The sequence below is a fragment of the Terribacillus aidingensis genome (assembly GCF_040703035.1).
Lineage (GTDB): Bacteria > Bacillota > Bacilli > Bacillales > Amphibacillaceae > Terribacillus.
Genome location: NZ_CP159996.1, coordinates 1,472,837 through 1,493,779, shown reverse-complemented (window position 1 = coordinate 1,493,779; position 20,943 = coordinate 1,472,837). Strand labels below are relative to the sequence as shown.

The window sequence follows — 20,943 nt, the reverse complement described above, 5'->3', positions numbered from 1 at the left end:
TGCATCATAAAAATAGCCGCTGTATATCATTCCAGGTGACCACGATCATCAAAAGCATAAGCAGAGCGAACCCAATGAAATGGACCACTGCCTCTTTTTGTGGTTCAACTGGCTTACCTCTCAATGCTTCCACACCGATGAACAACAAACGTCCTCCGTCAAGTGCGGGTAGCGGGACGAGGTTAACGATACCAAGATTGACACTGAGCAGTGCTGTCCACTGGATCAAATTGATCAATCCCGTTTTTACTACTTGATCTGTCGCATCATATATACCAACTGGGCCGGAAAGCGCATCGATACTAAGCTGACCAGTTATGAGCTGTCCCAAATTGGTTATGATCATCGTTCCGAATTCCCATGTTTGCTGGAAAGTATAAGGAATCGCTCCTAAGAAACTCTTCTCCATTGCGAGTGTTACACCGATCTGACCAATTTTCTGATCGCCATTTTCCACAAGTGCAGGAGTCATCATCAGCTGCTGTTCCTGGCCGTCCCGTACGATTGTTGCCTCAAGCTCTTTTTCAGGGTTCTCTCGAACAATAGTCGTGAATTCTTCCCAAGTTTGTACAGGTGTACCATCGATTGCTGTAATTTCATCACCTGATTGGATTCCAGCTTCTTGTGCTGCAGAACCGTCTTGAACAGTACCTACAGCTGCATTATCAGCTGGCACCCCCTGTATCAGGGCCAGGATGAAAAACAGCACAAGTGCGAGCAGGAAATTCATCATTGGACCGGCAAACAATTGCATCGCCCGCTGGCGCTTGTTCTTTGAAGCGAATTGGCGGTTATACGGAGCGATTTGTGTTTCTGTCTCGTCCATCACGTACATAGCCTTTTCGTGGACAGGGAAAGACAGTCGTTCTTCCTCCCCTATTTCATAACCATATATCATTAGGTTATGGTCCAAATCCGCACTTTCAACTTCAATGACACGTGCATACGGATGCTTGGATTTATTATTGACGATAATCTTCGTTACTTCCTGTTTGTCATTGAATTCTAGACCGATATGATGACCAGGCTTTAATTCCACGATCTCCGGATCTTCACCGGCAACGCGGACATATCCCCCAATCGGAAGAAGTCTGATTGTGTAAAGTGTCTCATTCTTCATCCAGGAAAAGATCTTCGGTCCAAAACCGATGGCGAATTCACGAGCTAGCATGCCGGCTCGCTTCGCAAAAATCAAATGTCCGAGTTCGTGCACGAAAACGAGCAGTCCGAACACTAGGATAAACGCAATAATAGTTGTCACAATGGGCACCTGCCTTTATTGGATATAGGACCTCACTTGACTCCGCGTGAGACGATCTGTTTCCATGATTGTTTCCAAAGAAGGGAAAGATTCATAGGCATGTGCATCTAATGCGCGTGCTACATAATCCTCGATTGTCAGGAAAGAGATCTTTCCCGCAAGAAACAGGGCCACAGCCTCCTCATTTGCAGCATTCAATACGGTAGTAGCAGTGCCGCCGGCTCTGCCTGCTTCGTATGCCATACGCAAACAAGGGAATCGTTCCATACTCATTTCTTCAAAGTGGAGTTTGCCTATTTCCACTAAGTTTAACCTTTTTGAAACTGCTAAATCAAGTCTTTCAGGGTAGGTAAGGGCGTACTGGATCGGAACCCGCATATCAGGTGTACCAAGCTGGGCGATGACACTGTAATCCTTGTACTCTACCATGGAATGGATGATACTCTCGCGGTGCTGGACAACCTCGATATCATCATAATCGATACCGAATAGCCAATGTGCTTCGATGACTTCCAAGCCCTTGTTCATCATTGTTGCAGAATCGATGGTTATTTTTTGTCCCATGCTCCAGTTCGGATGGCGCAGAGCGTCCTCCAATGTTACATGCTTGAGCTCATCTCTTGTTTTATCACGGAAACTGCCTCCAGAAGCAGTAATGATCAGCTTATTCACATCCTCAAGCTTCTCTCCATTCAGACATTGGAATATTGCAGCATGCTCACTATCTACCGGAAGCAGATTGACACCATGTTTCTTTGCTTCAGCCATTACAAGGTGTCCGGCTGACACAAGCGTCTCCTTATTCGCGAATGCGACTTGCTTCTTGGCACGTATTGCTTCGAGCGTCGCTTCCAGTCCGATACTGCCAAGGACTGCATTTACGACGACATCCACTTCACCTGCTGATGAAATTGCTACCATTCCAGCGGAACCAACCAGTATTTCTGCATTCGGAAGTGTCTGATGAAGTTTCTCTTTGGTCTGTTCGTCCTGTACAACTACTACAGCAGGCTCGAATTCCTTGATAAGCGGCATCGCTTTTTCAATGTTACGGCCAAATGCCATACTGTGCAGCCGAAATGCCTCCGGATGGTTGCGGATGACATCCAATGTCTGCAGACCGATCGAACCGGTTGCACCTAATAATGCGATTGTTTTCATCGGACACGCTCCTCTTTATACTCTATTAAATGAATTGAATTAAATGCAGGATTGGGAAAACAAAAATCATACTGTCGAAACGATCCAAAATTCCGCCGTGTCCCGGCAGGATTTTCCCAGAATCTTTTACAAGATAATGACGTTTGAAAGCAGATTCGACCATATCTCCAAGCTGACCGAAGACAGCAATCAGAATACATACACCCGCCACAATTAAAAGGGAGCTGCTCACAGGGGAAATAAACTGGAATACAATTCCTGCTATACAGCCGAGAACGAGGCCGCCTATGCCTCCCTCAATTGTTTTGTTCGGACTGATAGTAGGCCATAGCTTATGTTTACCGAAAGCTTTTCCGAAGAAATAAGCTCCCGAATCAGTTGCCCAAATGACAACCAAGACAAATATGAACTTGGACAATCCGGTAACAATATGATCTCCGATTATTTCATCCGGAGCATTCCTCGTAATAATGAAATAGAGGAAGCCAAAACCGATATACACTACTGTAATCAGCAGGAAGCCTGCATCTTCGAAAGTGAATCGGTTCTTTGCCAGTACCGTATAGCTCAAGAGAAGGATAACGGAGAATAAAAGGATGTCCGTTTTATTGATATGTAAATCGAACATTGTGTTGATCATGCCCAAATCCGGGGCTAAAAGGCCCCATAGCAGGAGCACACTCACGATGGATGGTACTTTATATTTCGCGATTTTGCGCATACGCAGCAGCTCGATGAAGGCTATGGTCGCGATCAAATAAATGAACGCTTCGAACCATGCCCCGCCAAGCAATACAAAAATCATGAAGAATATGCCTGCAATAACCGCTGTGATCAATCGTTGCTTCATTGTTTAATATTCACCTCAAATACCGCCATAGCGCCGTTTTCTGTTCTGGAAATCACTGACTGCCTGTTCGAACAGCAATTCATCGAAATCAGGCCACAATACTTCCGTGAACCATAGCTCTGAATAAGCGCTCTGCCAAAGCAGAAAATTGCTTAACCGATGCTCGCCGCTTGTACGGATTATCAAATCCGGGTCTGCTAATTTTTCAGTATATAAGTAGCGGGAGATACATGACTCATCGATATCTTCCATTTGCAGCTTCTTGTCAGATATATCCTGCATCATATTTTGCACAGCATGAACAAGCTCATACCGTCCGCCATAATTCAATGCGAAGTTCAGGATAAGACCGTCATTGTGCTTCGTCTGCTCCATCGCTTCCTTGACTGCTTCCCTAGTGAAGGAAGGTAAACCGTCCAGATCCCCTATAGTCTGTACTTTAACGTTCTCTTCGATAAGCTCAGGCAAGTAAGTTGTAAGAAACTCCTTTGGGAGCTTCATCAAAAAGTCCACTTCCGCCTGCGGCCGTTTCCAGTTTTCTTTGGAAAAGGCATATAGTGTAAGTACCTTCACATCGATCCTGTTTGCAGCCTTTACAATCCGCCGGACAGTTGTCATCCCTTCCTTGTGTCCAGCGATCCGGGGAAGTCCGCGCTTTTTCGCCCAGCGTCCATTTCCATCCATGATAATGGCCACATGTTCCGGGATATTCTCAAGCTTCAGTGTCGACGGCTGTAACTCTATTCTTCTTTTCCTATTGAAAAAAGGAAGTTTAATCATTTTGAATCCTCCATTGGGCTATTTTCTCTGCTGACTGAAAAGAGCCAGAGGCGCCCTGTGCAGTACTGCTCTTGTATGTCACAAAAAGAGCAAAAACCCCCTTTAGCAAGAGGGTCTTGTAGTACTTATTTTACATGGTTAAGGGTCAAACTTCCATTATTTCTTTTTCTTTGTCTTTTGCAAGACCTTCAAGCTGGCTGATGTGCTTATCTGTTTCCGTCTGCACTTCATCCTGGAAGCCTTTCAAATCATCCGCTGTGATCTCTTTATTCTTTTCAGCTTTCTTCAATTGATCGTTGCTGTCACGGCGAATATTACGAATTTGAACTTTCGCCTCTTCCAAGTATTTAGAAACGACTTTCACTAAATCCTTTCTTCGCTCTTCTGTCAGAGCAGGGATGCTGAGACGGATTACATTACCGTCACTGGAAGGAGATAGTCCAAGATCAGCCTTTTGGATAGCTTTCTCGATATCGGAGATTGCCGTTTTATCGTAAGGTGTGATAACAAGCATACGTGCTTCTGGAGCAGTGATACTTGCTAACTGGTTCAACGGTGTGGAAGCACCATAATAATCTGCATATACACTATCCAAAAGAGAAGGATTCGCACGTCCTGCACGTACAGTCGCCAGCTGTCTGGAGAAAGCCTGTACTGCATGTGCCATTTTGCTTTTTGCATCAGAAATGATTGCTGTTGACATTATTTATTCCCCCTTATAATTGTTCCGATATTCTCACCGGAAACTGCTCTTTTAATGTTTCCTTTTTCGCTGATAGAGAACACAAGTAGCGGGATATCATTATCCATACATAGAGAGGAAGCTGTCGCATCCATGACTCCAAGTCCTTCATTCAGGACATCCAAATAAGTCAGGGAGTCATACTTCACAGCGTCTGCTACCAATTTAGGATCTGCATTGTACACGCCATCAACATTATTCTTTGCCATCAGGATTACTTCAGCTTCGATCTCAGCTGCTCTTAAGGCTGCTGTCGTATCAGTCGAGAAGTAAGGGTTTCCTGTACCAGCTGCAAAGATGACGACACGTTTTTTTTCAAGGTGACGAATCGCCTTGCGTCGGATATAAGGCTCAGCTACCTGGCGCATTTCAATAGATGTCTGCACTCTTGTCGGAATACCTAAGTTCTCTAAGCTATCCTGTAACGCTAGTGAGTTCATCACTGTTGCCAGCATACCCATATAGTCAGCATTTGCACGGTCCATTCCCATTTCGCTGCCGACTTTTCCGCGCCAGATGTTACCGCCGCCTACGACGACTGCAACTTCTACTCCCATTTCGGCTACTTCTTTTACTTGTTCTGCAATGGAACGGATGACGGAAGGTTCAATACCATAGCCGACTTGGCCGCTTAATGCTTCTCCACTTAGTTTCAATACGATTCGTTTGTAGCGTGCTGTTGTCATCATTGCCTCCAAAGGTATGTATTTTGTAAAAAAGGGAACACAAAGTGTCCCCTCTTTTTGTCGTACTTATTTTTTAACTTGGCTCATTACTTCGTCAACGAAGTTATCTTCACGTTTTTCCATACCTTCGCCCACTTCATAACGAACAAAGTTAACTACAGAAGCACCTTTGTCGGATACGTATTTCTTCACTTTTTGATCTGGATCTTTGATGAAGCTTTGTTCAAGCAAGCAGATCTCTTCGAAGAATTTGCCAAGGCGGCCTTCTACCATCTTTTCAACGATGTTTTCTGGCTTGCCTTCGTTAAGTGCTTGTGTTTTCAATACTTCGCGCTCGCGCTCTACTTCATCAGCAGCCACTGCATCACGGGAAACGTAACGAGGGTTTACCGCAGCGATGTGCATTGCAACATCTTTACCAAGCTCTGCATCAGTTGTGCCATCAAGCAATGCCAATACACCGATGCGTCCGCCGCCATGTGTATATGCGCCGAAAGCTTGGTTGTCTTCTTTGCTTACTAGTGCAAAGCGGCGAAGGGAAATCTTTTCACCGATTTTCGCGATAGCAGCATTGATGTATTCACCAACAGTTTGGTCAGCGTTGATTTTTTGTTCTGAAGCTTCTTCTACGCTAGCTGGTTTGTTAGTAAGGATATGTTGAGCAAGATCGTTCAAAAGTGTTTTGAACTGATCGTTCTTAGTAACGAAGTCAGTTTCACAGTTCACTTCAAGCAATACAGCATGATTGCCTTCTGTAGCGATGAAAGTCAAACCTTCAGCAGCGATACGATCTGCTTTTTTAGCTGCTTTCGCAATACCGTTCTCGCGAAGGTAATCAATTGCTTTCTCCATGTCACCATCTGTTTGTGTCAAAGCTTTTTTACAATCCATCATACCTGCGCCAGTTTTTTCGCGCAATTCTTTTACCATTTGTGCCGTGATTGCCATCATAAATGCCTCCTTAAGGGTTTGGACAATTTATTTCTTGAAAAAAGGGTGATAAAAGGTCCCCCCTTATCACCCTTCATCCATTACTCGCTTACAGCTTCTGTAGCTTCTTCAGCTGGAGCTTCTTGGTCTTCCAATTCTTCACCTTGCTTGGATTCCAGGATAGCGTCCGCCATTTTGGAAGTAAGCAATTTGACAGCGCGGATAGCGTCGTCATTCGCAGGGATCACGTAATCGATCTCATCCGGATCACAGTTAGTATCAACGATACCGATGATTGGAATGTTCAATTTGTGAGCTTCTGCAATTGCGATTCTTTCTTTGCGTGGGTCGATAACGAATAGAGCGTCAGGAATTCTTTCCATGTCTTTGATACCGCCAAGGAATTTAACAAGACGTTCTTTTTCTTTAAGCAAACCTACTACTTCTTTTTTAGGAAGTACTTCGAAAGTACCGTCTTCTTCCATGCGCTCGATGGATTTCAAACGGTTGATACGTTTGCGGATTGTCTGGAAGTTAGTAAGCGTACCACCCAACCAACGTTGGTTAACGAAGTACTGACCAGAACGGATCGCTTCTTCTTTCACAGATTCCTGTGCTTGTTTTTTCGTACCTACGAATAGAATTGTACCGCCATCAGCAGCAAGTTCTTTCACGTAGTTGTAAGCTTCATCGACTTTCTTCACAGTTTTCTGAAGGTCGATGATGTAGATGCCGTTACGCTCAGTGAAGATATATTTCTTCATTTTCGGGTTCCAACGGCGAGTCTGGTGACCGAAATGAACACCAGCTTCAAGCAATTGTTTCATTGAAATGACTGACATAGTGTTTCCTCCTAATGGTTTTTTCTCCTCCGACTGCTTCATCTTTTATCGGGAACTGACAACTTGTCAGCACCTCCCGTAAAAATCGGCAGACGTGTGTATTAACACCAAAAATAAATATAGCACAGCTATTACCATCAATCAAGCATCTTAGACATGTTTTTGTACTTTCTCAACTTTTTCTGCTATTTTCACCATTTTTCTTCATTAGCAGAATCAATTCTACTTCTGTCTTCCCCATTCCGAGCTGTTTTGCAATCTCTGTAGAATCCAGTCCCTGGTCATGAAGCTGCAAGACACGTCCGAGATTGGACATGGATACTTGATCTTCCTCCTCTGCTGGCTGGGGAGGTTTGTAATCGGAAACAGAAGGTGTATCTTCTGAAGCAGGAGAAGATCCGCTGATTATATCCACCATGTTTTTTTTCGTGTTGACTTCCCGTGGCGGAGGTTCCGCTTGAAGAAGCCGGTCATTTTCTTCTTTCAATTCATCAAGTATGGAGCCTAACATCGCTTCATACGCTTGTTTATCCGTCTGATGGCGGGTTTCCTGCTGCTGTATGTTTGTTTGCAGCGCGCGGATAGCAATGAAGGTCAGTACATGAAGGAGAAGACTGGCACAGACAAGTAGTGTTAGCATGAAAAACCTTCTTTCTGTAAAATAGGGAAATAGCTTTCAGCTGATCGCTGAAAGCTTGGCTAGTGATTCCCGTAATTTGAATATGGCACGTTTGTGAATCTGGGATATTCGTGACGTTGTCAATTCCAGTATGTGACCGATTTCTGTAAACGTTAATTCTTCCTTATAGAATAGACTGATAACAAGCTGTTCATGCTGATTCAGCTGCTTGATGCTGTCTGTCAGCTGCAGAACAAGTTCCTTCTGCAGCACTGTATCTTCAGGCTGAGGAGTCTTGAGATCAGGAAGGACATAGCTTGTTTCCTGGGTGTCTTGCTTGGGCCGTGCAGGTTTATCATCCATGGAAAGAACATTTGAGAACAGTGCATCCCGCACCGCTTCTTCTACTTCCTCACGGCTTAAGCCCGTCTGTTTCGCAATCTCCACGCTGGTCGGTTTCCGTTCCAGCGTTTGTTCGAGCTTACTGGCAGCCGCTTCTATTTTCTTCACTTTATCACGTACGGTTCTCGGAAGCCAATCTTCCTTCCGCAGACCGTCCATTATTGCCCCTCTTACACGGAAGGAAGCATATGTTTCAAATTTGAAATCCCGGCTTGGCTCGAACTTCTGTAAAGCATCATACAATCCTGTGTAACCGAAGCTTCTGACATCATCTCTGCTCACACTGGAGGGAAGGTGCGCAGCGATGCGCTGCGTATGGTAATCGACTACATGCATATACATTCGCATCAATTCATTGGCAGCATCGCTGTCTTTTTTATAAAACCAGCTGTTCCAATACTGCTGTTCTGTTTCTGATCCATAATTGATCATGAAACCCCCTCCTTTGTTTGCTGTTACGTCATAAGAATGAAGCTGCTCCATTATATGATCTCTTCCTCTTTGCTAACTGTTTTAATCCTCAAACCACATGTATCTGTATTAAATTCAATCGTGCGTCCGTTGCTGCCCCCGACATCCTTGCTTTCGATGGGGATGCGGTATTCCCGCAGCTTCTGTTCCACCGCTTCGATATTACGAGGACCAATTCGCATTTTCTCGTCACTGGACATGAAGGAGAACATCTGGGCTCCGCCTGCAAGCTTCGCTTTAAAACGACTCCTGCTTCCGCCTTGGCGCAGCAGATTGGCAATCAGGTCGTCCATAGCTGTATCTGCATATTTGTTGCGGTTCATCTGAGTCTGTTTAGCTAAACTAGAGTCTGGGAGCATGACATGCGCCAAGCCAGCAATTCCTCTTTGCTTATCGTAAACGACAACACCGACACAAGATCCAAGTCCGGCTGTCCGAAGATGCTGCGGATAGGAAGCGATTTTTGCATCAGCTATTCCGACATGCAAGATTTCGGCCTCAGTCATCTGCCTCGACTCCTAAAGCATGGAATAAATGACCGAATGCATCTGGATCCAATAGCAGCAGAAATTTCCCCTCAATCATGTGCTGCTGCTCATTCGGATCGCTCAGTGAGATGACCGTATCAATAACCACGGTATAATCGCTTTCCTGAGCTATCTCAATTAAACCATTCGCTAAAATAGCGCCTCCCATATCGACACTGATTTGTGGAACTGAAGGCTGCATATTCACTTTGGCGAAGTCGCTAATCGCAGATAGATAGCTTCCAGCGAGTATGTTTCCCATTTCATGCAAAGCGGAAAGGTTTATGTCATCATGGGTCGTGCTGGACCATGAAAAGCTCTCATTCCCCGTTATATAATGAACGAATAACTCTGCTTCAGCTGGCTGGAGTAAAAAGAACATATTTCCTGGCGCATCTCCCTGAATCCTGAGATAGATAGCTGCCAGCGGCTGCTCAGCCCCGCCAATCGATTCAATCAATTCATTAAAGTGACAGATTCGGACAGCTGGCACTTTCATATCGATGTCTTGGCGGAGCAAAGTAGAAAGCGCTGTAGCTGCATTCCCTGCACCAATGTTTCCTGCTTCTTTTAATGCATCCAGCTGATCTTCCGTTATATAGCGAAGATCATACATCAGCTTTCGATGGACTTGATTGCTTCGATTTCATGGAATTTCAAGACTTTTCGCAGATCAAGTAAAATGACAAGTCTGTCCTCAAGTTTCACTACCCCGTCGATGTAATCAATGTTGATCGCTCCAATGACTTGCGGCGCCTCTTCTATTTTATCTACTGGAATATCCACGACATCATTCGCTGCATCCACAATCAAACCGATTGACGTGTCATCCAGATCCACAATGATGATTCTTGTATTTTCATCGACCGGTGTCTCTTCAAGGCCGAGACGGCTTCGCAAATCAACGATTGGCGTCACAACACCGCGCATATTGATAACACCTTTGATAAAGCTTTCTGTGTTCGGGACTCTCGTAATATGTTCCATCTTCTCGATAGACCCAACCTGTGTCACAGGTACTGCATATTCTTCATTTTTCAACTGAAAAACAATAACTTTTACATCTTGTACGATTTCTTCTGCCATGATGAACCCTCCTTATTTGATTAACGCATTGCTGTCGATGATAAGTGCTACTTGGCCATCTCCCAAGATGGTAGCTCCAGAGATAGCGAAGATTTCAGTCAAGTAGTTTCCTAAGGATTTAAGGACGATTTCTTGCTGACCGATAAATCCATCTACAATCAATCCAGCTGATTTGTCACCTTTTTTAATGATGACAACAGAATAGTGATCCGCCTCTTCTTTCACTTCAGGTACTTGGAAAACGTCTTTCAAGGAAACAAGCGGAACGACTCTGCCCCGGAAATCGATTACTGCTTGATTATGGACATACATGATATCCGCTTTCGGGATAATTGCTGTTTCGATGATAGAAGATAGCGGAACAGCATATTTCTCTTTTTGGATCTCAACAAGCAAGACACTGATAATTGATAATGTCAGCGGCAATTCTATGCTGAATATTGATCCTTTTCCTTCTTCGGAATTGATTGTAATAGTTCCGCCAAGTGATTCGATCGTATTGCGGACAACATCCAAACCAACACCGCGACCTGAAATATCTGAAATAGTGTCAGCTGTTGAAAAGCCGCTCTGCATGATCAAGCCGAATACTTGATTATCAGTCATGATTGCTGCTTGTTCTTTTGTGATAAGTCCATTTTTAATTGCTTTTTCCGTTACTTTCTTCCGGTTAATTCCGGCACCATCGTCGGTAATATCAATAAAAACATGATTACCGGAATGGTAGGCTTTCAGTTTAATTGTTCCTGTTTCTGGCTTGCCTAGCTCACGTCTTACTTCCGGAGTTTCAACGCCATGATCCAGACTGTTGCGAATCAAATGTACAAGCGGGTCACCAATTTCATCGATTACTGTACGGTCAAGCTCTGTTTCAGCGCCTTCGATCTGCAGATCAATTTTCTTGCCAAGATCTTTTGCAAGCTGCCTTACCATACGCGGGAAGCGGTTGAAAACTTGATCAATCGAAACCATCCGCATAGTCAGTACGATACTTTGAAGGTCACCAGAGATTCTAGCCATCCGCTCAACTGTCTCGTGCAGTTCTGGATGCTTCACATCCTCGGCAATCTGTTCAAGTCTGCCGCGATCTATGACTAGCTCTTCAAACAGATTCATCAGAATATCCAGGCGTTCAATATTCACACGAATCGTCTTGTTGCTTTGCTGGGCTTTTTTCTCATTTGTTGTTTCTTGTACCTTTTCTTCATGCGCAGAAGCAGTTACTTCTTCTTTTCCTTCATCTTGTGCGTGCTTATATGTATCGATGAAAAAGTTTTGGATGGAGATAGCATCTATCTCAGATACTTTCAGGACCTTCTCCTCGATAAGTTCTTTCTTCTCTTTTGTCACGAATAACACTTCAAACGTCAGGTCGAATGCTTCATCCTCAAGCTGGGAAACCTCCGGATTGCTCTTAACTACTTCTCCCAAAGATTCAAGTACTTCGAATACCATGTAAACCCGGGCAGCCTTCAGCATACAATCTTCACGTAACGTAACTTTTGTATAGAAGGTTTGGAATCCTTTTTCTTCGCTTTCCCGTAATACAGCCAGCTCGAATTCATCCAGAATAAGACCTGAGGTATCACTAACCTTTTCCTCTGCAACTGCTGCAGCTACCTGAAGCGGTGCTTCACCAGATTCAATTGCCGCAAGCTGGCTGACCAACTCACTTACCTCTTTTGTTCCTGCTCCACCGGATTCAATATCGAGGACCATCTCTTCCAGACTATCTACAGCCTCAAAAACCACATCAAGAATCTCTGGGTTGATTTTAATCTGATGATTACGAATTGCATCTAGTACGTTTTCCATTTGATGCGTCAAATTGGCTAAATCCTGATAACCCATCGTAGCCGACATGCCTTTCAGCGTATGAGCGGAACGGAAAATTTCATTGACTACTCCAATATCTTCCGGCTGCTTTTCAAGTTCTAGCAAATGCTGATTCAAAGCTTGAAGATGTTCTTTGCTTTCTTCGATGAATACACCTAAATACTGATCTACTTCCATTTGTTGACCCCCTCTAATAGATTGATTCTCTGCTGGATTGCAGAGGCGATTGACTGGACTGGACAAACATGATGCAACAGTCCGGCCTCTGCTGCCGCTCTCGGCATACCGTAAACAACACAAGACTCTGCCGATTCACCGATGCTGTAGACAGATGGCTGTCTATTCTTGATTTTTCGCAGCCCCTCGGTTCCATCCGCTCCCATGCCTGTCATAATAACGGTACATACATCCACATTTTCCAAACTGCTGATAGATTCGAACATTCTGTCTACAGAAGGCCGATGCCCCTTCACAGGGTCTTCCAATGTCAGTTTGGCAATAAGTCTGCTATCTGCCTGCACAATCGTAAGATGATATCCGCCTGGCGCGATATAAACCACGCCATTTCTTAAAGTTTCATTTTGTTCGGCTTCCTTGACTTTTATTGCACTGAGACTATCCAGCCTTTCTGCCAGGGACTTCGTGAATCCTACTGGCATATGTTGAACGACAACAACAGGAGCAGCCAGTGCAGCGGGCAGTTTTCCGATTACTTCCTGCAGAGCTCTTGGACCTCCAGTAGAAGTACCAATCGCTACCAAATTACGATCAGCCCGTTTCTTCTCGGGAGCCTTTGCGAAAACTTTAACCTCAGCAGCTTTTACTTGTTCCCTGATTGATAGACGAGAGGAAGCTGCTGCCACGACTTTGACGACTAGTTCGTCCCGCACTTTATCCAGGTCCAAAGATATGGAACCAGACGGTTTTGCAATGAAATCAACTGCACCGAGCGACATGGCATGAATGGTCATATCTGCACCTTGCTTCGTCAAGCTGGAGAGCATGACAACCGGCAGAGGGTGCTTCAGCATGATTTGCTTCAGCGCATCCAGTCCGTTCATGATCGGCATTTCCACATCCATCGTTACTACATCTGGTTTCAGTTGGCTGATTTGGTCCAGGCCATCCTTACCATTGCGTGCTGTTCCGATAACTTCCAAGCGATCATCACTGCTCAGTAAATCCGAAATGATTTTCCGCATAAAAGCGGAATCATCAACGACCAAAACGCGGATCTTTCCCATTACGAGTTCCTCCCATCCATATATCTTTCAATCTGCCAATAAACGATGTTCTTTCTATAGCTGTTGATTCTGCTGCAGGCTTCAGATAGCTGGCTGCAAGCCGCTTAATGACTGGACCCGCTTTTGTATCCTTGTGATTTAGGAATGGCTCCTGCATTTTTACCGACTTTGGAACCTGTTTATCTTCCGGCAGGATACCTAATAGCATTATCTCGATATGAAGAAATGTCTGTATTACTTCCTTCATCCGAGCTGCTGTATCCTGTCCCTCGCGCTTGTCGATTGCACGATTTACAAGCAGGTGCATCGGCAGCTCAGCATCGCGCTGTTTGATATGTTTTATCAGGGCATATGCATCCATCATACTAGTCGGTTCAGTTGTCGTTACAACGATACTTTCATCCGCGGCCAAGATGAACGATGCACTTTCTTCTGTTAATCCAGCCCCCATATCCAGGAACACAAAGTCATAGACTTGCTGTGCTCTTTCAAACTCTTTTTGAAAATGGGCGAATCCGGCACCATCCATATGAAAGAGTTCATTCATCGCTGCACCAGCAGCAATGAAGTCAAGATTATCAGGTCCTGCTTCCACGATTTGTTCCAGTTTTAAACGATTTTGAATCATTTCCACAAAGGAATGCTTGGCCGATTTGCCAAGCAATATCTCGATGTTCCCCATTCCTAAATCCAAGTCGATAAGCAAGACTGATTTTCCAAGATTGCTTAAGGCTAACGAAAAGTTAAGAGCGAAATTCGATTTGCCTACTCCGCCTTTTCCGCTGGCAACAGCTATGGTTCTTCCAAGTGAAGTGCGCTGAACACTTGCCCGGAGTTTAGCTGCTTGATCATGCACGGGCTGTCGCCTCCATTACACGTTTTGCCAAGTAAGACGCGGATGGTGTGATAATATCATCCGGTACATCCTGACCGTGGGTTAGATACGCCACCCCAATATGTGCTTGTTGCACCAAATTCAGGATACCTCCGTAACGGCTCGCTTCATCTAATTTAGTGAAAATGAACTGCTTGATCGGCAGGTGTGCAAACTGTTCGTAAATCTCCGAAAGATCGCTGGCTCTTGTCGTTATGGACAAAGTTAAATACGTTTCCGCTTCATTCTGCAAATCAAGCGTTTGCTCAAGCTCTTTTACAAAGGCGGAATCTTTGAAGTTTCTCCCTGCTGTATCGACGAATACCACATCATAATCTGCCAGCTTTTCCCTGGCAGCTTGATAATCTTCAAGCGTATATGCAACTTCAAGCGGAACTTCCAGTATTTTGGCGTATGTTCGCAGCTGATCGATTGCGGCAATTCTATACGTGTCAGTCGTAATAAAAGCAACCCTTTTTTTATCGACTAAAGCGCTTTTTGCCGCAAGCTTTGCAATCGTTGTCGTCTTACCAACACCAGTCGGACCTACAAGATGTATAAATTTCTTTTCGAATCGTGCGGGCTGCTGGACCTTATCAAATCGCTTTATAAGCGTATCAAGCAGTCTTTGTTCCTCATCCTCATTCACAGCATCTTCCAAGAGGCGTTCCATAAGACCAGAAGCGATCTGTGGATGAACCTCGTTATGAAGCAGTCGATCATACAATCCTTGCAATGGCAGGGCATAATGTCGGGTCTGGTTAGTAAGCACAGACCTTAATTCCTTTTTAAGATCTGCTATTTCAGCTGAAAAATCTGTTTCTGCTTGATTTGTCTCTTTCTTCTCAAGAGACACAGCAGATGAAATAGCTGATGACACTGTGCGAGCGCTGCTGGCCACATCCTGCTTGTCCAAAGCCGCAATGACTTCAATCCGTTTCTTTTTAAATAGTCCGAGAAATCCGCCGCTTGTCAGTTCTTTTGTTCGTAGGATGACTGCATCCTTACCTAATTCACGTCTTATCTGAATCATTGCTTCGGGCATTGTGGCAGCTGTATATTTCTTCATTTTCATGCGACATTCACCATCCCGACACTCCTGATTTCTGTTGTATTATCCAATTCGTTGTAGGACAGAACGACTGCATGCGGCAGACTGCGATCGAGCAGCTGTCGCATATACATCCGGATTGTAGGAGAGCACAACACAATTACTGTTTCTTCCCGTAAAGACAAACGTTCTGCTTGTTCCATAACTGACTGTACGATTTTCTGCTGAGATTCAGGATCCAGTGACAAATAATTTCCATGCTCTGTTTGCTGGATATGATCTGCTATGACCTTCTCAACAGCTCCGGATACGGTAATGACCTGCAGCGGCTGACTATTCTGTACATATTGCTTCGTTATTTGCGGTGCAAGTGCTTGGCGTGCATATTCCGCTAACAAATCCGTATCCGTCGTCATCCTGCCGAAGTCAGCGAGTGTTTCGAATATAACCGGCAGATTTCTAACCGATACATGCTCCCGCAGCAGCTTTGCCAGTACCTTTTGTACGTCTCCAACTGAAAGCGGATCCGGTGTTACTTCTTCTGCCAATATTGGGTACGATTCCTTTAAGTGATCGATAAGCTGCTTTGTTTCCTGTCTGCCGAGCAGTTCATGCGCATGGCGCTTAATTGTTTCCGTAAGATGAGTAGATACGACGGAAGGAGGATCAACTACCGTGTAGCCTGAAAGCTCCGCATCATCCTTCGTGTCCTCGCTGATCCATTTAGCAGGCAAGCCGAAAGCTGGTTCGAGTGTTTCAATTCCATCCAGACCATCATCTTCCACACCTGGACTCATTGCTAAGTAATGATCCAGCAGCACTTCACCAGCTGCTACTTCATTTCCTTTTATCTTCAAACGGTATTCATTCGGGCCAAGCTGAATATTATCGCGTATCCGTACAACCGGAATAACGATACCAAGCTCGATTGCCAGCTGTTTGCGTATCATGACAATTCTATCAAGCAAGTCGCCTCCTTGATTCGTATCCGCCAGCGGTATGAGCGCATAACCAAATTCGAATTCGATAGGATCCATGCTTAATAGATTCACAACATTGTCCGAAGACTTCATTGTCGCTTCCTCTTGCACTTCCTCTGTGACTTCTGCGACTGTCTCCTGCTTTTTCTGAATCCTGGACAAGAAGTAACCAGATCCGGCAAGTATGGCAGCAATCGTCGTTGTCAGGAAAAAGTTGATCGGTGTCAAGCCGAGCATGAAGATTGTCCCTGCCGCAATATATAACAAACTTGGGTATCGGAAGAGCTGCTTTGTAACATCACTGCCCAGGTTCCCTTCCGAAGCTACGCGTGTCACCACGATACCTGTTGCAGTAGAAATCAAGATAGCCGGTATTTGTGTGACCAGTCCATCACCGATAGTAAGTCGCATAAACGTATTAATAGCATCCTGGAAGGTCATGCCCATTTGCATCATCCCGATAATCAATCCGAATACGATATTGATCAATACAATAATGATTCCGGCAATAGCATCACCTTTAACGAATTTACTTGCACCATCCATTGCTCCGTAGAAATCCGCTTCATTTTCCACTTTTTCACGGCGCTTTTTAGCTTCTACATCTGATATCATGCCAGCATTCAAATCGGCATCGATACTCATCTGCTTACCTGGCATTGCATCAAGTGTGAACCGGGCTGCTACTTCAGATACCCGCTCTGACCCTTTTGTGATGACCAGGAATTGGATGATAACCAAAATGATGAAAACAACAAAACCGACAAGCGGATTATCACCGATTACAAAGCTGCCGAAAGTCTCTACTACACCCCCGGCATGTCCTTCTGAAAGGATTGCTCTCGTAGTCGATATATTCAATGCCAGCCTGAATAGCGTAAGCAAAAGTAAGAGAGTTGGGAAGATTGAGAATTGCAACGCTTCCTCCGTATTCATCGCCACCAGAATGACGATCAAAGCAAGCGAGATATTCGTCAGGATCAGAACGCTGAGAAGCCAATCCGGCAATGGGATGATCAGCATGACGATCACTAATATAACTGCTATAAGTACTGACATATCCTTAAGTTTCATGTTGTAATTCCTCTTCTCTTACATTTTACGCTCTGTGCGGTACACAAAGGCGAGCACTTCCGCAACCGCCTGGAAGAATTCTTCCTTTATCGGCTGATTCAGCTCTACATTCTTATATAATCCGCGTGCCAGCGGTCTGTTTTCTACCATCGTTACATTGTTCGCCTTCGCGATTTCCTTTATTTTCAGCGCTACATGATCCATTCCTTTTGCAATGACGATTGGTGTATCAGACTTTTTGTCGTCATATTGGATAGCAATTGCAAAGTGTGTCGGGTTCGTAATGACCACATCGGCCTTCGGAACCTCACTCATCATCCTCATCATGGACATTTGGCGCTGTTTTTCTTTTATCTTGGAACGAATCAATGGATTTCCTTCCATGTTTTTATACTCATCCTTGATATCCTGCTTGGACATCCGAATATTCTTTGCGAAATCAAATCGCTGATATGCATAATCCAGAACTGCTATAAACAATAGGGCAATCGTTGCTGCAAAACCCATGTATAAAGTTATTTTCCCAAAAAACTGCATTGCGTTTTCAGGAGACTTCAGGAACATAGTCATCACAGTATCCATGTTCTGCCAAAGCACATAGAATGTGACCGCGCCTACCAGCCCAATCTTAAGAAGGGATTTTAGTAACTCGACCAAAGCCCGGACTGAAAAAATCCGCTTCGCTCCTTGAATTGGATCTATTTTCTTCAAGTCAAATTTTATTGCTTCCCCGCTGAACAGCAATCCGAACTGTGCAAAATTAGAGACCAGACCAGCCAGAATAGCAATTCCCATGACTGGACCGACTATTTTCGCAAGGGATATGCTCATCTCCACCAGAAGTGTCTGCACAGTATTCGCGGTAATATCCTGATTGAGATAATGATCGAAAACATGTGTGAAGAGCTGGAGGAACTGATTCTTGAAATAGCCGCCCATCAGCGCTAAGACACCCAAAGAAAATAAAAGCAATATGGCAGTGTTGACATCTTGACTCTTGGCTACTTGTCCTTTTTTCCTAGTATCCTGCTGTTTCTTAGGAGTCGCCTTCTCTGTCTTTTCACCAGCGAAAAACTGCAGGTCTAAACGATATTTCATTTAAGCCCCTCCAAACAGCACCATCAAATCGCGCATTGCTACAAGCATATAGTCGAACAGCTGCCGAACTACTGACATATAGATACCCATCGATAGGAACAGCAGCACAAAAGCTATCAATATCTTAATCGGAGGGCCTACGACAAATACGTTCAGCTGCGGTACTGTTCTAGCAACTATACCAATAGCTACATCAACCAAAAACAAACAGCCGACAAGAGGAATGCTCATCTGAAATGCTATGAGGAACATTTGGCTGAAGGTACGGAGCACCAGTTCTACAATTGACTGATTGCCGAATGGTACCATCTCATCCAATGGAATCAACTGATAACTGTAAAAAATTCCATCAATCAAGAGCAAATGACCGTTGACAGACAGCAGGAACAGTGTAGCAATCGTATAAAGGAATTGTCCCGTCAGCGGGCTTTGAGCCCTTGTAACAGGATCAATGACATTGGCAATTGCAAAGCCCATCTGAAAATCGATCAATCCTCCAGCAACATTTATTGCTTGGATGACGATAAAAGCAAGCAAACCAATTGTCAGGCCTACCATTGCTTCCTTGAAAAGTAATAAGAAATACGTGTGGTCGACTGGAATGGTCGGGCGATCTATCGTAAAGAAAATAATCAAAGCAAGGAAGAAGCTGAACCCAATCTTGAATGTTGTTGGCACGTTTCTATATGAAAACAGTGGTACCGTAACAAAAAAAGCAACAAGGCGAACTAGGATTAAAGCAAATGCTGGTACAACGGTATAATCAATTTGCGACAGCATCTAATCAGCCCACAAACCGATCCAGATTCTCTAGGATACCTGCAGTGAATTCGACCATTCTTGTCAGCATCCAGGGACCGAAGAAAACCAAACCCACTAATACAGCGACTATTTTAGGAATAAACGCTAACGTCTGTTCCTGAATCTGAGTCGTTGCTTGAAATATACTGACAATCAAACCGACTGCAAGTGCCAGAATAAGCAAAGGTCCGCTGACAATCAGTACTGTATAAATTCCGCGTTCTGCGATGGAAATAACAAATTCACTGCTCATAGTACGTACGCTCCTTCATTCGCTAAAACCCTCGCAGCAACGAGGATGTGACCAAATACCAGCCATCCACCAGGATGAATAACAAAATTTTGAATGGTAATGAAATGATTACTGGCGGCAGCATCATCATACCCATCGACATGAGAATACTAGCTACTGCCATATCAATGACAAGAAAAGGAATGAAGATCATAAAACCCATTTGGAAAGCTGTCTTCAACTCACTGATTGCAAAAGCCGGGACAAGCGTTGATAGCGGAATATCTTCGACTGATTCCGGTCTTTCCATACCGGCATAATTCATAAATAAAGATAAATCCTTTTGTCGTGTTTCTTCCGCCATGAACATCTTGATTGGACCGCTGGCTTCTGTATAAGCCTCATCGAGTGATATTTCATCATTCATCAATGGCGTAATAGCCTGATCATTAATCTCATTGAAAGTCGGCGCCATGATAAAGAAAGTCATGAACAATGCTATCCCGATCAATACTTGCGTCGGCGGAGTCTGCTGTGTACCTAAACTCATTCGCACAAACGACAGCACAACCACTATTCGTGTGAAGCAAGTCATCAGAATCAGTATTCCTGGTGCCAGGGAAAAAACCGTCAATAATAACAGCAACTTGACCGAGGTAGATACATTCTCGGGGTCGGTTCCAGAAAATATATTGATAAAATCATTCATTGTCTGTATCCTTCCTTTGCTGCTGATTCAACCTGTTTCGTGACTGCTTCAGCTTCCCTAGTTCCTCTTTGAACAAGTCCTGAAAATTGCTGGCTGACTCATTTTGTTCCGTTTTTTCCTCTTGGTGCTTTTCTTCTTGCTGTTTTCTGCCTGGAAGAATGTTTGCCAATAAGGCAGATGCCTTCATTTCCTGCTGATCCTGTTCGCTCAGTTCCTTGATTGTCTGCTCATCTTTTATTTCAGTAAGCAAATCGACATTGTCGCCGACACCCAGCATGAATACTTTTTCACCGACCCGGACAATCTGGACGGATTTGTTGTTGCCTAGTGCGATTCCGCCAATGTTCTCCATAGCCCGCACCTGCTGAAAAAGTCGATTTCGCTTATTCAAAAACTTCAGTAGGACATAGATCAGTCCGAGCACGACGACTAGCGCCAATGCAAGCTTGACCAGATTCAGAAAGGTCGATGTGCCTCCAGCTGCTGAATCAGCCGAATCTGCTGCTGGTGTATTTTCTTGTTGATTTCCGGCTTCGTTCATATCTTTGCATTCATCTGATTGGGCTGCACCTTCTTTTAAACAATCCTCCACGCTTGCTGCCGCTTCAGCAGAAACCGGAGAAAGGATAAGATGCAGCAATACGACGAGCATGCATGCCCAGACTGTTCTTTTCATCATTTCCTACT

At 44.4% G+C, this 20,943-nt stretch carries 23 protein-coding genes; all 23 read right to left on the bottom strand.

Annotated features, from left to right (window positions below; genetic code table 11):
* Positions 1 to 4 precede the first annotated feature (4 nt).
* The gene (gene rseP, locus ABXS78_RS08005; RefSeq protein ID WP_366249622.1) at positions 5 to 1,261 is read right to left on the bottom strand and encodes an RIP metalloprotease RseP; all 1,257 of its coding nucleotides are present in this window, start codon (positions 1,259 to 1,261) and stop codon (positions 5 to 7) included.
* 15 nt (positions 1,262 to 1,276) lie between these two features.
* The gene (dxr, locus tag ABXS78_RS08000; RefSeq protein WP_095223147.1) at positions 1,277 to 2,422 is read right to left on the bottom strand and encodes a 1-deoxy-D-xylulose-5-phosphate reductoisomerase; all 1,146 of its coding nucleotides are present in this window, start codon (positions 2,420 to 2,422) and stop codon (positions 1,277 to 1,279) included.
* 25 nt (positions 2,423 to 2,447) lie between these two features.
* Positions 2,448 to 3,272, bottom strand: a complete 825-nt coding sequence (locus ABXS78_RS07995; RefSeq protein WP_366249621.1) for a phosphatidate cytidylyltransferase — start codon at positions 3,270 to 3,272, stop codon at positions 2,448 to 2,450.
* A 15-nt stretch (positions 3,273 to 3,287) separates the two neighbouring features.
* Positions 3,288 to 4,052 (bottom strand): isoprenyl transferase, encoded by a 765-nt coding sequence (locus ABXS78_RS07990; protein ID WP_366249620.1) that lies wholly within the window; start codon positions 4,050 to 4,052, stop codon positions 3,288 to 3,290.
* Positions 4,053 to 4,197: 145 nt separating this feature from the next.
* A complete protein-coding gene (gene frr / locus ABXS78_RS07985) occupies positions 4,198 to 4,755 on the bottom strand; it encodes a ribosome recycling factor (protein ID WP_366249619.1) in 558 nt (185 codons plus the stop codon).
* Positions 4,755 to 5,480 carry a UMP kinase gene (gene pyrH, locus ABXS78_RS07980; protein WP_366249899.1) on the bottom strand — a complete coding sequence of 242 codons (726 nt, stop codon included), beginning with the start codon at positions 5,478 to 5,480 and terminating at the stop codon, positions 4,755 to 4,757. Before pyrH ends, frr begins: the two co-directional genes overlap by 1 nt.
* A 66-nt stretch (positions 5,481 to 5,546) precedes the next feature.
* A complete protein-coding gene (tsf, locus tag ABXS78_RS07975) occupies positions 5,547 to 6,428 on the bottom strand; it encodes a translation elongation factor Ts (RefSeq protein ID WP_095223142.1) in 882 nt (293 codons plus the stop codon).
* An 83-nt stretch (positions 6,429 to 6,511) separates the two neighbouring features.
* Positions 6,512 to 7,252 carry a 30S ribosomal protein S2 gene (gene rpsB, locus ABXS78_RS07970; RefSeq protein WP_095223141.1) on the bottom strand — a complete coding sequence of 247 codons (741 nt, stop codon included), beginning with the start codon at positions 7,250 to 7,252 and terminating at the stop codon, positions 6,512 to 6,514.
* Positions 7,253 to 7,424: 172 nt separating this feature from the next.
* The gene (locus ABXS78_RS07965) at positions 7,425 to 7,892 is read right to left on the bottom strand and encodes a hypothetical protein (protein ID WP_366249618.1); all 468 of its coding nucleotides are present in this window, start codon (positions 7,890 to 7,892) and stop codon (positions 7,425 to 7,427) included.
* A 36-nt stretch (positions 7,893 to 7,928) separates the two neighbouring features.
* Positions 7,929 to 8,705, bottom strand: a complete 777-nt coding sequence (locus ABXS78_RS07960) for a FliA/WhiG family RNA polymerase sigma factor (protein WP_366249617.1) — start codon at positions 8,703 to 8,705, stop codon at positions 7,929 to 7,931.
* Between the two features lie 50 nt (positions 8,706 to 8,755).
* On the bottom strand, positions 8,756 to 9,250 hold the full coding sequence (locus ABXS78_RS07955) for a chemotaxis protein CheD (RefSeq protein ID WP_095223139.1): 495 nt from the start codon (positions 9,248 to 9,250) through the stop codon (positions 8,756 to 8,758).
* Positions 9,243 to 9,887, bottom strand: a complete 645-nt coding sequence (locus ABXS78_RS07950) for a chemotaxis protein CheC (protein WP_366249616.1) — start codon at positions 9,885 to 9,887, stop codon at positions 9,243 to 9,245. Before ABXS78_RS07950 ends, ABXS78_RS07955 begins: the two co-directional genes overlap by 8 nt.
* Entirely contained in the window at positions 9,887 to 10,357 is a 471-nt protein-coding gene (locus ABXS78_RS07945; protein ID WP_095223137.1) for a chemotaxis protein CheW, read from the bottom strand. Before ABXS78_RS07945 ends, ABXS78_RS07950 begins: the two co-directional genes overlap by 1 nt.
* Before the next feature lie 12 nt (positions 10,358 to 10,369).
* Complete coding sequence (locus ABXS78_RS07940) at positions 10,370 to 12,370, bottom strand: chemotaxis protein CheA (protein ID WP_366249615.1); 2,001 nt, start codon at positions 12,368 to 12,370, stop codon at positions 10,370 to 10,372.
* Positions 12,361 to 13,437 (bottom strand): chemotaxis response regulator protein-glutamate methylesterase, encoded by a 1,077-nt coding sequence (locus ABXS78_RS07935; RefSeq protein WP_366249614.1) that lies wholly within the window; start codon positions 13,435 to 13,437, stop codon positions 12,361 to 12,363. Before ABXS78_RS07935 ends, ABXS78_RS07940 begins: the two co-directional genes overlap by 10 nt.
* On the bottom strand, positions 13,409 to 14,293 hold the full coding sequence (locus ABXS78_RS07930; RefSeq protein ID WP_366249613.1) for a MinD/ParA family protein: 885 nt from the start codon (positions 14,291 to 14,293) through the stop codon (positions 13,409 to 13,411). Before ABXS78_RS07930 ends, ABXS78_RS07935 begins: the two co-directional genes overlap by 29 nt.
* Positions 14,286 to 15,386: a flagellar biosynthesis protein FlhF gene (flhF, locus tag ABXS78_RS07925; RefSeq protein ID WP_366249612.1), complete on the bottom strand. Its 1,101-nt coding sequence runs from the start codon at positions 15,384 to 15,386 to the stop codon at positions 14,286 to 14,288. The genes ABXS78_RS07930 and flhF overlap by 8 nt, the downstream gene beginning before the upstream one ends.
* The gene (gene flhA, locus ABXS78_RS07920; RefSeq protein ID WP_095223132.1) at positions 15,383 to 17,416 is read right to left on the bottom strand and encodes a flagellar biosynthesis protein FlhA; all 2,034 of its coding nucleotides are present in this window, start codon (positions 17,414 to 17,416) and stop codon (positions 15,383 to 15,385) included. The genes flhF and flhA overlap by 4 nt, the downstream gene beginning before the upstream one ends.
* A gap of 18 nt (positions 17,417 to 17,434) precedes the next feature.
* Positions 17,435 to 18,514: a flagellar biosynthesis protein FlhB gene (gene flhB / locus ABXS78_RS07915; protein WP_366249611.1), complete on the bottom strand. Its 1,080-nt coding sequence runs from the start codon at positions 18,512 to 18,514 to the stop codon at positions 17,435 to 17,437.
* Entirely contained in the window at positions 18,515 to 19,294 is a 780-nt protein-coding gene (fliR, locus tag ABXS78_RS07910; RefSeq protein WP_095223130.1) for a flagellar biosynthetic protein FliR, read from the bottom strand.
* Positions 19,295 to 19,298: 4 nt separating this feature from the next.
* The gene (gene fliQ, locus ABXS78_RS07905; protein WP_038560224.1) at positions 19,299 to 19,568 is read right to left on the bottom strand and encodes a flagellar biosynthesis protein FliQ; all 270 of its coding nucleotides are present in this window, start codon (positions 19,566 to 19,568) and stop codon (positions 19,299 to 19,301) included.
* A 22-nt stretch (positions 19,569 to 19,590) separates the two neighbouring features.
* Positions 19,591 to 20,256: a flagellar type III secretion system pore protein FliP gene (gene fliP, locus ABXS78_RS07900; RefSeq protein ID WP_095223129.1), complete on the bottom strand. Its 666-nt coding sequence runs from the start codon at positions 20,254 to 20,256 to the stop codon at positions 19,591 to 19,593.
* Positions 20,249 to 20,935 (bottom strand): flagellar biosynthetic protein FliO, encoded by a 687-nt coding sequence (locus tag ABXS78_RS07895; RefSeq protein ID WP_366249610.1) that lies wholly within the window; start codon positions 20,933 to 20,935, stop codon positions 20,249 to 20,251. The genes fliP and ABXS78_RS07895 overlap by 8 nt, the downstream gene beginning before the upstream one ends.
* Positions 20,936 to 20,943: the final 8 nt, after the last annotated feature.

Excerpts from the sequence above, each read along its gene's own strand:
- dxr (WP_095223147.1), bottom strand. The coding sequence starts at position 2,422 with ATGAAAACAATCGCATTATTAGGTGCAACCGGTTCGATCGGTCTGCAG.
- ABXS78_RS07995 (WP_366249621.1), bottom strand. The coding sequence starts at position 3,272 with ATGAAGCAACGATTGATCACAGCGGTTATTGCAGGCATATTCTTCATG.
- ABXS78_RS07990 (WP_366249620.1), bottom strand. The coding sequence starts at position 4,052 with ATGATTAAACTTCCTTTTTTCAATAGGAAAAGAAGAATAGAGTTACAG.
- frr (WP_366249619.1), bottom strand. The coding sequence starts at position 4,755 with ATGTCAACAGCAATCATTTCTGATGCAAAAAGCAAAATGGCACATGCA.
- pyrH (WP_366249899.1), bottom strand. The coding sequence starts at position 5,480 with ATGACAACAGCACGCTACAAACGAATCGTATTGAAACTAAGTGGAGAA.
- tsf (WP_095223142.1), bottom strand. The coding sequence starts at position 6,428 with ATGGCAATCACGGCACAAATGGTAAAAGAATTGCGCGAAAAAACTGGC.
- rpsB (WP_095223141.1), bottom strand. The coding sequence starts at position 7,252 with ATGTCAGTCATTTCAATGAAACAATTGCTTGAAGCTGGTGTTCATTTC.
- ABXS78_RS07965 (WP_366249618.1), bottom strand. The coding sequence starts at position 7,892 with ATGCTAACACTACTTGTCTGTGCCAGTCTTCTCCTTCATGTACTGACC.
- ABXS78_RS07960 (WP_366249617.1), bottom strand. The coding sequence starts at position 8,705 with ATGATCAATTATGGATCAGAAACAGAACAGCAGTATTGGAACAGCTGG.
- ABXS78_RS07955 (WP_095223139.1), bottom strand. The coding sequence starts at position 9,250 with ATGACTGAGGCCGAAATCTTGCATGTCGGAATAGCTGATGCAAAAATC.
- ABXS78_RS07950 (WP_366249616.1), bottom strand. The coding sequence starts at position 9,887 with ATGTATGATCTTCGCTATATAACGGAAGATCAGCTGGATGCATTAAAA.
- ABXS78_RS07945 (WP_095223137.1), bottom strand. The coding sequence starts at position 10,357 with ATGGCAGAAGAAATCGTACAAGATGTAAAAGTTATTGTTTTTCAGTTG.
- ABXS78_RS07940 (WP_366249615.1), bottom strand. The coding sequence starts at position 12,370 with ATGGAAGTAGATCAGTATTTAGGTGTATTCATCGAAGAAAGCAAAGAA.
- ABXS78_RS07935 (WP_366249614.1), bottom strand. The coding sequence starts at position 13,437 with ATGGGAAAGATCCGCGTTTTGGTCGTTGATGATTCCGCTTTTATGCGG.
- flhF (WP_366249612.1), bottom strand. The coding sequence starts at position 15,386 with ATGAAAATGAAGAAATATACAGCTGCCACAATGCCCGAAGCAATGATT.
- flhA (WP_095223132.1), bottom strand. The coding sequence starts at position 17,416 with ATGAAACTTAAGGATATGTCAGTACTTATAGCAGTTATATTAGTGATC.
- flhB (WP_366249611.1), bottom strand. The coding sequence starts at position 18,514 with ATGAAATATCGTTTAGACCTGCAGTTTTTCGCTGGTGAAAAGACAGAG.
- fliR (WP_095223130.1), bottom strand. The coding sequence starts at position 19,294 with ATGCTGTCGCAAATTGATTATACCGTTGTACCAGCATTTGCTTTAATC.
- fliQ (WP_038560224.1), bottom strand. The coding sequence starts at position 19,568 with ATGAGCAGTGAATTTGTTATTTCCATCGCAGAACGCGGAATTTATACA.
- fliP (WP_095223129.1), bottom strand. The coding sequence starts at position 20,256 with ATGAATGATTTTATCAATATATTTTCTGGAACCGACCCCGAGAATGTA.
- ABXS78_RS07895 (WP_366249610.1), bottom strand. The coding sequence starts at position 20,935 with ATGATGAAAAGAACAGTCTGGGCATGCATGCTCGTCGTATTGCTGCAT.